Source organism: Capnocytophaga sputigena (assembly GCF_002302495.1).
GTDB lineage: Bacteria > Bacteroidota > Bacteroidia > Flavobacteriales > Flavobacteriaceae > Capnocytophaga > Capnocytophaga sputigena.
Genome location: NZ_CP022379.1, coordinates 2,260,828 through 2,274,303, shown reverse-complemented (window position 1 = coordinate 2,274,303; position 13,476 = coordinate 2,260,828). Strand labels below are relative to the sequence as shown.

General features: G+C 40.6%; 9 protein-coding genes. All 9 read right to left on the bottom strand.

The window, feature by feature from the left end; all coding sequences use genetic code 11:
* Window positions 1-68 precede the first annotated feature (68 nt).
* Window positions 69-1,175, bottom strand: a complete 1,107-nt coding sequence (locus CGC57_RS10270) for an efflux RND transporter periplasmic adaptor subunit (RefSeq protein ID WP_095899039.1) — start codon at window positions 1,173-1,175, stop codon at window positions 69-71.
* 396 nt (window positions 1,176-1,571) lie between these two features.
* Window positions 1,572-2,447: a geranylgeranylglycerol-phosphate geranylgeranyltransferase gene (locus CGC57_RS10265; protein ID WP_095899038.1), complete on the bottom strand. Its 876-nt coding sequence runs from the start codon at window positions 2,445-2,447 to the stop codon at window positions 1,572-1,574.
* A gap of 27 nt (window positions 2,448-2,474) precedes the next feature.
* Window positions 2,475-3,785 (bottom strand): lytic transglycosylase domain-containing protein, encoded by a 1,311-nt coding sequence (locus CGC57_RS10260; protein ID WP_095899037.1) that lies wholly within the window; start codon window positions 3,783-3,785, stop codon window positions 2,475-2,477.
* Window positions 3,786-3,894: 109 nt separating this feature from the next.
* On the bottom strand, window positions 3,895-6,216 hold the full coding sequence (locus CGC57_RS10255) for a penicillin-binding protein 1A (protein WP_095899036.1): 2,322 nt from the start codon (window positions 6,214-6,216) through the stop codon (window positions 3,895-3,897).
* 97 nt (window positions 6,217-6,313) lie between these two features.
* Window positions 6,314-6,793, bottom strand: a complete 480-nt coding sequence (locus CGC57_RS10250) for a gliding motility lipoprotein GldH (RefSeq protein ID WP_095899035.1) — start codon at window positions 6,791-6,793, stop codon at window positions 6,314-6,316.
* The gene (locus CGC57_RS10245) at window positions 6,780-8,189 is read right to left on the bottom strand and encodes a PSP1 domain-containing protein (protein ID WP_198537257.1); all 1,410 of its coding nucleotides are present in this window, start codon (window positions 8,187-8,189) and stop codon (window positions 6,780-6,782) included. The genes CGC57_RS10250 and CGC57_RS10245 overlap by 14 nt, the downstream gene beginning before the upstream one ends.
* A gap of 224 nt (window positions 8,190-8,413) precedes the next feature.
* Window positions 8,414-10,075 carry an MBOAT family O-acyltransferase gene (locus CGC57_RS10240; RefSeq protein ID WP_095899034.1) on the bottom strand — a complete coding sequence of 554 codons (1,662 nt, stop codon included), beginning with the start codon at window positions 10,073-10,075 and terminating at the stop codon, window positions 8,414-8,416.
* An 8-nt stretch (window positions 10,076-10,083) separates the two neighbouring features.
* Entirely contained in the window at window positions 10,084-11,544 is a 1,461-nt protein-coding gene (locus CGC57_RS10235) for an SGNH/GDSL hydrolase family protein (protein WP_095899033.1), read from the bottom strand.
* A 3-nt stretch (window positions 11,545-11,547) separates the two neighbouring features.
* Window positions 11,548-13,437 carry a ribosomal protection-like ABC-F family protein gene (abc-f, locus tag CGC57_RS10230; protein ID WP_095899032.1) on the bottom strand — a complete coding sequence of 630 codons (1,890 nt, stop codon included), beginning with the start codon at window positions 13,435-13,437 and terminating at the stop codon, window positions 11,548-11,550.
* Window positions 13,438-13,476 lie beyond the last annotated feature (39 nt).

The following is a 13,476-nucleotide window of genomic DNA, read 5'->3' as shown; positions in this document are numbered from 1 at the left end:
TTTGCCAAAGTGTGAAACTTAGGCAAAGTGTAGTGAAGCAAAAGCGGCTTTTCACTCTTCACTTTTGTTTAAAAAATGGGTTGTATTTTCTTTACAAGCTCTTCCATTGAGATAGGTTGGGGTTTGATCACGGTACCGGTATGTACTTTGTTGAGACCTTGTGCGAGGATGGTGTCACCTTTTTTGAGTCCGCTTTCTACAACTGCATAATTATCAGCGCGGTTTTTAAGTGTGATGACGGTTTGTCGCAAGGAGTCTTTTTCGGCTACGCGATATACAAATACTTTTCCTTGTTGTTCAAAAGTAGCGACCTCGGGAATTACAAGTGAATTACTAAAATGTTGGGGTATTTTAATGGTTCCGCTATTGCCATTAGTGAGCAATTTGTTAGGATTAGGGAAAGTAGCGCGGAACTGTATGCTACCTGTAGAGGGGTCAATTTGTCCGGTTACCGCTTGAATTTTACCTTTTTCGGCATATTCTTTTCCGTTAGCTAATACCAAAGAAGCCTCAGGCAGGTTTTTGAGTTTTTCGGCAGTAGTTTTGCCTTCGGTATTAGCTAAAAAGTCGAGGTATTCTTTTTCGTTCATTGAAAAATAAGCATATACCTCTTTCACATCAGAAACAGTAGTGAGTACTGTGTTATTGGCGGTTACTAAAGCACCTTCTCGGAAGTTGATTGCTCCTACTACTCCATTTACAGGTGCTTTCACTACGGCAAAACCGATATTGCTGGTCACCTCGTTGTAGGCAGCTTGAGCGCGTTGCAAGTTGGCTTTGGCTGTTGCTAATTGCACGGGACTCACGATGTTTTTTTCTACCAAGGGCACTAATTTATCTACTTCTACCTTAGCGACCTCTACCGCTGCTTTTGCTGAGGCTGCCGACTGGTTAAGGGTTTGTGTTTCTAACTGAAACAAGGGTTGCCCTTGAGTTACTACCTGACCTTCGTCTACTAATACCTTAGTGATATAACCTGATATTTTGGCTTGTACAGCACTATTCACCACGCCTTCAATATTCACTGGATAAGAGAGTTGAGAAACCGTATTTTGTTCACCTACTACAATCACTGGATAAGCCTCAGGTCCTTTTGATTTTTGTTGGTGTTGATTTCCATTATTACAAGCTACCAATGCGATAGCGGTTGTTGCTGTTAAAAAGATTTTATTCATTATACTTTAATTATTAGTTGTTAGTGTTAGTTTTGGGACAAGTCGGAGAAAGTAGATGAGGTTGGAATTAGAGGGTAAGAATAAGGGTTATTGGCAAAAGTAGTTCAAAAATAGTTATAGGCAAGTGTGGAATGGCGTTAATCTTTTGTTAAAGTTTGGAAAATGAGACCTATATGCTGCTTTAAAACTATGGTGCAAAGGTAAGGTGAAGTAGAGATTTAGGCAAATAATATCGACAGAAAGGCTGATTTTATCGACAAAAAACGCAAAATACGAGGTGTGAACCCCCGAACCCCCGAAGGGGACAATCCTGAGTGATAGCCCCCGAACCCCCGAAGGGGGACAATCCAAAAAAAGACTATTATTATAGCTTTCAATGAAACAATATGCTATTTTTTAACTATTGATTTGCTTTACTAATATTACACTAAAGACTCCCATTATGAGAATCACTCTAAGCATATTGTGTAAAGCTCTGTATTGAGGTTGGGTTTGGCTTTTCCAAAGAAAAACTACAAAAAACAATAAATAGAGCATTGTAAAGTAGAGGAAGTATGTGAGTTTGAATATGGGGAAGCTATGGAGTAGCCAATAGATAGGCAGAAAGCAGAGCAATACAGTGAGGATAATGAGTTTTTTAGCAAAACGTTCGCCATAGACCACGGGGATTGTGGCGTAGTTGTGAGTGAGATCACCTTTGATATTTTGCAAGTCTTTGATGAACTCTTTGGTGAGCATCAACAGAAAAATGAGTAAAGCGTGTGCGAAAATAACTGTTTCAAAATTGCGATAATACACAAATACTGCGAAGAAAGGTATAATGGCTAAACTTGCCGAAGTGAGATTCCCCCAGAGTAGTAACTTCTTGATACGATGTGAATAAAGCCACATAGTGAAAATGTAACCCGAAAAGAAAACTACTGCTCTAAACGACACGTAGCTAGCTACAATCACTGAGAGAAAATTGAGTAAAAAATAAAGTGTGAGCTTGGTATTCTGACTTACCAAATGATTGATCATCGTTTGGGTAGGTTTATTAATCAGGTCTTTATCTTTGTCGTAAAAACCATTGATAATATACCCTCCTGCGATAGCTAAAGCCCCTGCAATGACTAACATTAGCAAGTGAGTATCGGAGAGGACTTCTCGCCAAGATTGTTTAGAAAGTACGAAGATAGACGCTAAGTACTGAGCTACGCACACCATTGCGATATTGTAGCCTCGCACTGCCGAAAAAAGCCCCAATAATTTTAATAAAGCTCTTCTCTTCATTTTGTCTAATTTTTATTGTAAGTTCTATTACTTGTAAATAGAAAGTCGTTGACCTACGCGTACTTTATTGCTTTTCATTCGGTTCCAACGTTTGAGATTATTGATACTCACGCCGTGGCGACTTGCGATTTTACCCAAGTTATCGCCTTTTTTCACCGTGTAAATCGTTTTTTTAGTAGATTTACCTCCTGCATATTGTTCTCCTTTAGCTACTTCTGGAAGTATTTGTTCGCGTTGGGCTTTTTGTTCGTTTAGATAGTTGTAGATAGCTTGTTCATTGGCTACAAATTTACCTATCTCTGAAATAGGCAAGCGCACCGCATAGTTACGTCCTTCTACATAAGGCACTACATCTAACTGATATGAAGGATTAAAAAACTGAATATCTTGTACATCCATACCTGTAATTTCGGCTATATCCTTAAACGGAATTGCTTGTTTTACACGAATGGTATCAGTTTGGAAAAGGTGATTGGCGCGCTTTTGAGGTTTGAAGCCGTGTTCTTTAGCATATTCAAAAATATAGAGTGTTGCCAAGAAGGCAGGGACATATCCCGCTGTTTCACGAGGAAGATAGGGGCGCAAATTCCAATAGTTAGTCTTGCCATTAGAACGGCGTATAGCTTTGGTTACATTACCAGGTCCTGAGTTGTAGGCAGCGAGAGTTAAATCCCAGTCACCAAATATTTTGTAGAGTTCATTTAAGTATTTGGCTGCTGCTTTAGTAGAACGAACGGGGTCGCTGCGTTCATCAACATAGTTATTCACCTCTAAACCATAGCTTTTACCGGTAGCATACATAAATTGCCACAAACCTGTAGCCCCTGCACGCGAACGCGCTTTAGGGTTCAAAGCAGATTCAATAATGGCAAGGTACTTCATTTCAAGAGGGATTTTTTGGTTACTCATTTCCTGCTCGAACATTGGGAAATAGTAATCACTGAGGCTCATCAGGCGTTCCAAGGAAGAACGGCGGTTTTTCAAAAACGATTTGATCACCTGTTCTAATACGGGATTATACTCCACATTAAAAGGTGTTTTCTCGTTGAGCTTGCGCAAGCGTTCTTTGAGTACTTCGGTGGGCAACTCGCTGTAATCTACATCGGTAGGGGTAGCGGCTACATCTTCACTCATCTGAAAGAACAAATCAGAATTTGATAATTCTTTCAGCCATTTTTCATCGTATTTTTTTATATTAGGATTATCGTTGAGTTTGCGCAACCCTTCACGTTTAGGGTTTTTATTTATAGTGTCTTTTTGAGAGTATTGCGCCTGCATAGGCATACTACCTAAAAGCAAACAAGCGAGGGTAGTAAGAGTATATTTTCCAAGTTTCATATTCTTAAATAATGTAAGAGCGTTTTTTAGTTTATTATCGTAAGGGCGACAAAACTACTAAAAATATTACAAAGACGCAAATATTCGCTCAAAAAAGTATTTCGTTTCTCTAAAAATCGATTTCGGGTTCTTCTGTACCCCCTTCTTTTTCTTTATTACAATCTATAGGGATTTCTTTGTTTTGAGGGGCGGGAAATGCTCCTTTAGAAACGTTCAAATCTTTATCGGCATAACATTTTTTCATATAGTAACCGAATATAGGGAGTGCCATAGTAGCCCCTTGACCGTAGGCAGTTGTGCGGAAGTGTATCGCGCGGTCTTCCCCTCCTACCCAAACACCAGTAACAAGGTTAGGTACCATACCTATAAACCAACCATCACTGTTGTTTTGGGTTGTTCCTGTTTTACCTGCAATAGGGTTCGTAAACTGATAAGGATAACCAGTCATCACATTCTTATAAATCGCATTGTAAGTTTCAGCTCCTTTGGTACGCAAGCGCGCCCCTGAACCATAACGTGTAACACCCTCCATCAAGTTTACCACTGCACGTGCTACTTCAGCACTTACTACATCGTGAGTTTCGGGAGTGTTCTCGAATAGTACTGTACCATTCTTATCTTCTATACGAGTTACCAACACTGGTTTTACATATACACCCTCATTAGCAAAGGTGCCATAAGCGCCTACCATTTGGAAGACTGTAGCATCGGCAGTACCTAAGGCTATAGAAGGCATTTCGGGTATATTAGAAGTGATACCGAGTTTTCGCACCAAATTGATAACAGGTATAGGTCCCACTTTGTCCATTAGATTTACGGTAATAGAGTTCACCGAGTTTGCCAAAGCGTATTTGAGGGTCATCATCTTACCGGTGAAATTACCCGTAGAGTTACGCGGACACCACGCTTGTACATTGCCATATTTATTAGCTTCCACACAAGTTAGGATATCAGGAAGTTCCAAACAAGGCGAATAGTGCAACTGGTCGATAGCAGTAGCATATACAAAAGGTTTGAAAGCAGAACCTGTTTGGCGAGCGCCTTGTACCACTTGATCGTATTGGAAGTGCTTGTAGTTGATACCTCCTACCCATGCTTTGATATGTCCTGTTTGAGGTTCCATAGACATCATACCCGTACGCAAATAAGCTTTGTAGTACAATATAGAGTCGCGTGGGGTCATAATAGTATCTTTTTCACCTTTCCAACTGAACACACGCATCTCTACTTTCTTATCAAAGGATTCGCGGATTTCTTTTTCGGAATATCCTAAATATTTAAGATGTATCCAGCGATTAGAATTTTTCATCGCGCGCTCCATCAGGTTTTTATACTCTTCTTTAGAGACTTTTACAAAAGGATAAGTAGCATTTTTCTTAGGGTTATTCTCGGCATCGAAGGCTTTTTGCAGCTGTTTCATATGAGCTTTCACAGCAGCCTCGGCATAAGCCTGCATCTTAGAATCAATAGTGGTATAGACTTTCAATCCATCGAGGTAAAGATTGTGTTTAGTACCATCGGGTTTAGGGTTTTGGTCAATCCACGTTTTCATATAAGAACGCAGATACTCACGGAAGTAGGTTGCCATCCCATCATTATGACTTTCGGGGGTAAACTTAATCTTCAATGGCAATTTTTGCAAAGAATCTTTTTGTTCTTGAGTGATATAGTTGTTCTTAGCCATTTGGGCGAGTACCACGTTGCGGCGATTGGTTACCCCTTCTTTATTTTTTACGGGATTGTAGAGGGCAGAGTTTTTGAACATTCCCACTAACATTGCCCCTTCTTCTATTTTGAGGTTTTTAGGTTCTTTATCGAAGTAAATTTTAGCCGCTGAGCGTATGCCATCGGCATTGTTATTGAAGTCGTAGATATTGAAATACATTGCCAATATCTCTTCTTTAGTATATTGTTTTTCAAGGCGAGTAGCGATCACCCATTCTTTTATCTTTTGAGTATAACGGGCTACCCCTCTAGTCTTTTCTTTGTGAAAAAGCTGTTTAGCCAACTGTTGTGAGATGGTAGATGCCCCACCTTTTTTGCCTAAATACGCCATTGCGCGCAGCGTACCACGCACATCTATCCCTGAATGCTTATAGAAACGTTCGTCTTCGGTAGCGATGAGCGCATCGACTAAGTGCTTAGGTAAGTCTTTGAATTTGATAGGAGTACGATTTTCATCTAAATAGAATTTCCCTAAAGATTTACCATCGGCGGTAACGATTTCGGTAGCTAAATTAGTTTCAGGATTTTCCAAGTGTTGGAAGTCGGGCATTTCGCCCAACAAACCAAAAGATGCTGATACAAAGAGCAATAACACCCCTACTACACCTGCTATAAAAATATACCAAAACCATCTCACCACTGCACTGAGTCCTTTTTTAGACTTGCGGGTGCTACTAGTATTGTTTGTGCTGTTTTCTTTTTTCATAGTTTATTATTTTTTTACCTAAATCAAGTGTTAGCTAAAAGTCTCCCAAGAGTTTACACGAATTTGAGACTAGATAAAACTCTTCTATATTAGGCAATCATTTATTAGTTTCTTCGCGTAGCCCTACTTCGATGATTCCTTTGAGTACTGGCACTCCCTCATTATCACCAATCTTGCGCATTGCTTGTTCTATTTTGATGTTGTACTTACCTTTAGCAGGGAAAGCAAACTGCTCTTTGTACCACAATTTGCTCTCTTTCACTGCCGAATACCCATCACCCAACCATTTGCCTTCGGGGGTTGCCATTTCATATTGCAAAGTATCGACAATTACCTTATCGCTATTAGGCACTTCCATTTTGGCAATCAGGTAGATATTACTAAACTCGTAATGCTCATCGTTGCGCAACATTATAAATAGGTTTTTCTTAGCCAAAGTATCATTTTCCTCTATCAGAAAAGTTACTGGCTCATTTTTAGTCCAACCATTGGGCAAGGATACATATTCGCTGTAGGTTACCCCACTTTGGCAAGACACAAGAAGTACCCATAGTAGTAATAGACTAAGCGTTCTCATTTTTAGGTTTATCGGCATTAGGAGCTTTAGGTTTGTTGTTCTTATTATTAAACTTTTTCTTAGCAGCATTAGGATTGTTATTGCCATTGTTGTTAGCATTATTGCTGTTGTTATTGGCATTGTTGCTGTTATTCTTAGGCTTAGGTTGTTGTTTCTTTTTGTTAGGCTGCCCTGATTGTGCTTGATTAGGCTGATTTTGTTGCCCTTGTGCTTGCGCCTGTTGGGTTTTGTTATCCCTCTGAGGTTTATTGGGGTTACTGTTTTTCTTGTTGTTACGCTTGCTTTTTTTGCGTTTAGGTGTATCGAAACGGGTAATGCTATCTTCCTCTACTGGAGCGAGTTCCATACCATCATAAGCCGAACTATTCTTGCGAGAGGACAAATCGGTAACTATAGCGTACTCTTCTAATTCCTCAATAGGTTCCCCCTCTTTGTTAATCTCTATGATTTCCTTTACGCTATCTACTGACAGTTTGTGCCAAGTGATAGGGTTCTCGTCATAAGTGAACCACATTAAACGCTTGAAAATATCTATTTTTTGGCACGATGCCATACCGCGCTGTGTGTGGAGTTTCACATCGGTACGAGGAAAATCTTGTAAGGCATCGAGATAAGTATCGAGTTCGAAGTTTAAACAGCATTTGAGTTTGCCACACTGCCCTGCGAGTTTTTGAGGGTTGAGGGACAATTGCTGGTAACGCGCTGCAGATGTAGAAACGCTTCTGAAATCGGTGAGCCAAGTAGAGCAGCAAAGTTCACGACCACAAGAGCCTATCCCACCTAAACGAGCAGCCTCTTGACGGAAACCTATTTGTCGCATTTCTATACGCACCGAAAAGGCTTTTGCCATATCCTTGATGAGCTGACGGAAATCTACACGCCCCTCGGCAGTATAGTAGAACGTTGCTTTAGAGCCGTCGCCTTGAAATTCTACATCGGAGATTTTCATCTCTAAGCCCAAGGCAATAGCTAATTCACGCGATTGTTTTTGCACTTCTATCTCTTTAGCTCGTGACTGTTGCCACACATCGATATCGTGCTGATTGGCTTTGCGATACACACGTGGTATCTCGCCCTCCCAATCCACTTTGCGCTTTTTCATTTGCGAACGCACTAATTCACCAGTGAGGGTTACTACCCCTACATCGTGCCCTGAAGGAGCTTCGGTAGCTACTACATCGCCCATTTGGAGGGGCAATTTATCTACATTGCGAAAATACTCCTTACGACTGTTCTTGAAGCGCACTTCTACGCAATCAAAATACTCTTGTCCGCCAAGGAGTTGGGTATTTGCCAGCCAATCAAAAACAGATAGTTTGGCAGTGCCAAAGCTACGGGCTCCGCAGTTTGTATTACAACTATTATTTGTATTGTGTGTGCAAGTATTGCAACTCATTTTTCTATGATTATTACGTTAATAGAGTGGGCGTAACAGCCCTTTCAATCGGCAAAAATACGAATAATTTGGAAATTTGCAAATTTGAGAATTAGCAAATTAGATAAAAATAGAGAGAATATTATAGGGAGAAACTCAGGAAATCTTGAAAGATTTCTGAGGGTCTCGGAGGGAGTAGACAGACGAAAAAAGCTGATTATTGATTCCTAAATCCTAATTCTCGATTAAAACTGAAAATAGATAAATGGCTGTATATCGGTAGAATAGGCTTGATAACATATCAACACTACCACTAAAGCGATGGCTGTTTTTACCACGTAATGACTCTCGGAAAAGACGTGCTCGGTATAGTTTTTCCAACTTTGTGGTAACCAATGGGTGATATAGCCTATGAGAATAATCCCTAAACTGATATTGTTGTACTTCATCACTTGCATAGCCGAACCCCAGTCCATATTATGAGCGACTTGGTCAAACCATTGATTCACGCTCTCCATATCATTACTGCGGAAAAACACTCGGGTGAAAGTAATAAAAGCAAAGGTAAAGGCTATTTTCCAAACACGTGCTACCCACAAGTTGCTGTTCTCATACGGACTAACCTTACGCCAATACTTATAAGCTACCACCCCCAAACCATTGAGTCCGCCCCAGATGACAAACTTCCACGACGCACCGTGCCACAAGCCCCCAATGAGCATTGTGAGCATAATGTTGATATTGGTAGTGAGGTAACGTTCAAAAGGTTTATAAAAGAAAGCAACTGCAGAACCCGCTACTAATAGTAGCCCTGTGATAAGGGTGAATGCTAGATTGTTGATAGCTACTACCAAAATCACTACAAAAAGCAAAGAGAAGACGAAAGTACCTATGGTACTATTGCGGTTACCTCCTAATGGAATGTACAAATAGTCTTTTAGCCAAGTGGAAAGGGAGATATGCCAACGTTTCCAGAAATCGCCGCAGTTCAGTGCTTTATAAGGCGAATTGAAGTTTACGGGCAATTGAAAACCCATTAGCAGTGCCACCCCTATGGCTATATCAGTATAACCAGAGAAATCGCCATAGATTTGCAACGAATAGCCTATGAGAGCCAGTACATTAGCAAAGCCCGTGTGCATAGAAGGGGCATCGAATACTTTGTCTAAGAAGTGCAAAGCGATGAAATCGGCAAAAATCATCTTTTTGATAAGCCCTTTGAGAATGAAAAATATTGCCTTGTTAAACTCTTCTTTAGAAACAACTGTTTTTTTAAGAATTTGAGGCACAAACTCTTCGGCACGCACGATAGGTCCTGCTACAAGTTGAGGGAAGAAACTCACATAGAAACCAAAATCGAGTATAGATTTGAGCGGTGTTACTTTGTTGCGATAGACATCTACTGTATAACTAATCGTTTGGAAAGTATAGAAAGAAATCCCTACGGGCAGAATTATTTTATCGACAGTGAAATACCCCTGATTGCTAAAACCATTTGCCCAATAAGCCAAATAGTTAAAAGTTTGATGATGGGTATGGAATAGCGCGTTGTAAGTATCGGTAAAGAAATAAGCGTATTTGAAATATGCTAACACAAACAAATTCAAGCAAACGCTCACGGTTACAGCTATTTTGCGATGGCGTTCTTCAGTTTGGCGATAGATGTAATGCCCCAGATAAAAATCGGTAACAGTACTGAACACCAATAGCAATACAAAGAGACCGCTTGCCTTGTAATAGAAATAAAAACTAGCGAGTAGCAAAAACAGATTGCGCAGGTGTCGGCGTTTGTAAATTAGAGCAAAAATGGCATATACCAAGACGAAGAATATCCAGAAGTCTATCCGCACAAAGGTAAGCGGATGTTCAGGATTAAAAGTAAAGAAATTGTTGAAAAAGTCTGTCATAAAATCTGTTATTCTACCGCCGCGAGGTCGTTATGTAGACATTGATAAAACACTTCTGAAATAAGTTTAGTTCCTTTAGGGCTAAAATGGACATAATCGGCAGCAGCCATACCTTCTTTAACCCACGTAATCATAGAGTTTTCACCTCCCATAGCTTCATACATACTGAAATACGCTATATCGTTTTTCATACACTCTTCTTTCATCAAATCGTTGAGTTTAGGGACGTAAGGATAAGTGATACGTTTGCCATTGCGCGAGGTGGTCATATCGCCATTACCTATGAGCATAAACATCGCATTAGGATTGGCGCGTTTTACCCATTTCATATTGAAAATGAGCCCTTCAACATAGTCTTTCAGCTGCTGGTCAGTTTTCATATAAGGAATTGTATTGCCCCCGAACTCAAAAATAAAGAGATCGGGTTTACGAACAGCAGACATTTGGCGGTAATTCTCATAGTTCATACGGGTGAAAATACGCCCTGCTTCACCGCGCATTGCCACGTTATCGGCACGCACTCCTGAAGCAGCATCAAGCGTAATTCCATAGAAATCAGGACTTACACGCGCTTCTAATTCTACGCGTAATTCTTCGGGGGTAGTAGCGAAATTCAGTTGATAGTTATGGTATTTACCATCGGCGATAAGGGTATCAATTTTAATTACATTTTTTCCTTGATATACCTTAATTGCAGTTCGGCTGACGGCATTGCCATAGTGCAAGCCAAATTTAGTGTAGTTTTGTAGGCGTGCGTAGGATTTTTTAGAAGGTTTAATTGTAAAGGATGCCTTTGTAGGTTTCAACAAAGCTGTATCTTTCACATAAGGTGTAAAGCGCGAATAAGTAGCATAAAGTCCGTAGCTATTGTGTTTCACAGTTTTGCGCTGTTTACGATCGAAGAAAGCATAACGCATCCAGTTAGGTGAAGCAACAATATCTATACTATTTTGGCTATACACTACTTTGATAGGAACGAAACCAGGTCCGCCCCCACCATAGGAAAGTTGCAAGCGGTTGCGCATATAAGCTGTAATGCGGTCGCCTTCTATTTGAGAGTCGCCATAGTGTACAATTTGGCACACTCCCTGAGTGAGCTTGGCTTTGAGGCGCTTGATATAATCAATTTTATTACCAGGGTAATAGATTTTACCCTCTACATTGGTATCTAAGGTATGCAGCGAATCTTTTTCGATAGTATCGTTAGTTGCTAAGTTTTTTGTTTTCTCATCAACGATAGTACCTGAAGTTTCTTTGATAAGCTCATCGAGTTTGTTGTTCTCTTTTTCATCAGCTTTGAAGAGTTCTCCTAAAATATCGGGAGTAGGATAGCGCAACATCCCATCACCAAAGGCAATGCCTTCACGCACCATACCATTGGCAGTGGTGTGATAACGACTGAAAAAGGTCATTGCAAAAAGGGCAGCGAGTAGCCCCACGATAAAGAGTAAGATTTTCTTAGGTTGCATAGATTAACTCATTAAAGATTCCCATTCGGTCATTAAATCCTCCAACTGTTGTTTTTTCTGTTCGTACTGTTTGTAGAACGCATCGGTTTGTACACCTTGTCCCATTTGTTCGTTCATCACCTTGAGTTCCTGTTCAAGCTGGGTGATGTTGCGTTCTATTTTATTGAGTTTGTTTTGAGCTGCTTTCTGTTGTTTTTGTTCTTCGAAAGATAGTTTTTCAGGAGTTTGAGCAGCTTTAGTAGCAGGAGTAGTCGTTTCTTTAGGTTGTTCTATTTCGCGGAAATTAGTGACAGCGCGTTGCTCTAAATAGAAATCGATGTCGCCCAAATATTCTTTAAGGTGTTGGTTTTTAAATTCGTACACTTTATCAGTGAGTCCTTGCAAGAAATCGCGGTCGTGCGACACGATGATGAGTGTTCCTTCGAATTGCTGAAGTGCTTTTTTGAGCACATTTTTGCTCTTGATATCCAAGTGGTTCGTAGGCTCGTCCATCACCAAAACATTGAAATCCGACAGCAACATTTTAGCCAATGCCAAGCGATTGCGCTCACCCCCTGAAAGCACTTTCACTTTCTTATCTACCTCATCGCCACGGAAAAGGAAAGAGCCGAGAATATCGCGGATTTTCATACGATTGCTATCGTTAGCAGCGTTGAACATCGTATCGAGCACAGTGAGTTCGCCATCTAAATAGTCGGCTTGATTTTGGGCAAAATACCCCAATTGCACATTGTGACCTAACTTGATAGTTCCTTCGTACGGAATTTCGCTTACAATCATCTTGGCGAGGGTAGTTTTCCCTTGTCCGTTTTGCCCTACAAACGCTACTTTACTGCCGCGTTCTACAAGCAAACTCACGTGGCTAAGCACTTGTTTTTCACCGTAGTTTTTAGACACATTGTCTATTTCGAGCACCACCTTCCCTGGAGTTACCGATACGGGAAAGCGCACATTCATCACAGCGTTATCTTCCTCATCTACCTCTATGCGTTCTATCTTGTCAAGTTTTTTCATCAGCGATTGCGCCATAGAAGCCTTAGTAGCTTTTGCACGGAATTTTTCAATCAGCTTTTCAGTTTGCTGAATTTTCTTTTCTTGGTTTTTTTGTGAAGCGAGTTGTTGCTCACGTATTTCTTGGCGCAATGCCAAAAATTGAGTGTAGGGTTTAGGGTAATCGTATATTTTGCCTACTGAAATCTCGATAGTGCGATTGGTAACATTATCGAGAAACATCCTATCGTGAGAGACGATTACCACTGCCCCACTATAAGTTGTGAGAAATTGTTCCAACCATATAATCGACTCGATATCCAAGTGGTTCGTAGGCTCGTCCAGCAACAACACATCGTTGTTCTGCAAGAGCAGTTTTGCTAACTCTATGCGCATACGCCAACCTCCTGAAAAGCTATCGGTGAGTTTATCAAAATCACTACGCTGGAAACCAAGACCTTGTAATACTTTTTCGGTTTCACCTTGGTACTGATAGCCCCCGATGAGATCAAAACGATGTGTATAATCGCTTAGCTTATCGAGCAAATCGTGGTATTCTTGACTCTCGTAATCGGTGCGAGTTTCTATTTGATGATGGATATCGTCTAACTGGCGTTCTAATGCTTTGATCTCGGTAAATGCCTGATAGGCTTCTTCTAAGATAGTGCGCCCTTTTACAAAATCGATATCCTGTTTAAGGAAACCGATGCGCACATCTTTATCGGTAGCGATTCCCCCAGTATCGGGTTTTAGTTCGCGTGAAAGCAGTTTGAGCATTGTAGATTTACCTGCTCCATTCTTACCGATAAGCCCCACACGGTCGCCTGCATTGAGCATAAAAGCAACATCCTCAAAGAGGTATTCACCTTGAAAAGAAACAGATAGATTGTGAACGTTCAGCATAGAGAATAATTAGCAATTGATAATTGACTACTGACAATT

Coding starts and splice junctions, on each gene's coding strand:
- CGC57_RS10240 (WP_095899034.1), bottom strand. CDS start 10,075: ATGACAGACTTTTTCAACAATTTCTTTACTTTTAATCCTGAACATCCG.
- CGC57_RS10235 (WP_095899033.1), bottom strand. CDS start 11,544: ATGCAACCTAAGAAAATCTTACTCTTTATCGTGGGGCTACTCGCTGCC.
- CGC57_RS10270 (WP_095899039.1), bottom strand. CDS start 1,175: ATGAATAAAATCTTTTTAACAGCAACAACCGCTATCGCATTGGTAGCT.
- abc-f (WP_095899032.1), bottom strand. CDS start 13,437: ATGCTGAACGTTCACAATCTATCTGTTTCTTTTCAAGGTGAATACCTC.
- CGC57_RS10260 (WP_095899037.1), bottom strand. CDS start 3,785: ATGAAACTTGGAAAATATACTCTTACTACCCTCGCTTGTTTGCTTTTA.
- CGC57_RS10265 (WP_095899038.1), bottom strand. CDS start 2,447: ATGAAGAGAAGAGCTTTATTAAAATTATTGGGGCTTTTTTCGGCAGTG.
- CGC57_RS10245 (WP_198537257.1), bottom strand. CDS start 8,189: ATGAGTTGCAATACTTGCACACACAATACAAATAATAGTTGTAATACA.
- CGC57_RS10255 (WP_095899036.1), bottom strand. CDS start 6,216: ATGAAAAAAGAAAACAGCACAAACAATACTAGTAGCACCCGCAAGTCT.
- CGC57_RS10250 (WP_095899035.1), bottom strand. CDS start 6,793: ATGAGAACGCTTAGTCTATTACTACTATGGGTACTTCTTGTGTCTTGC.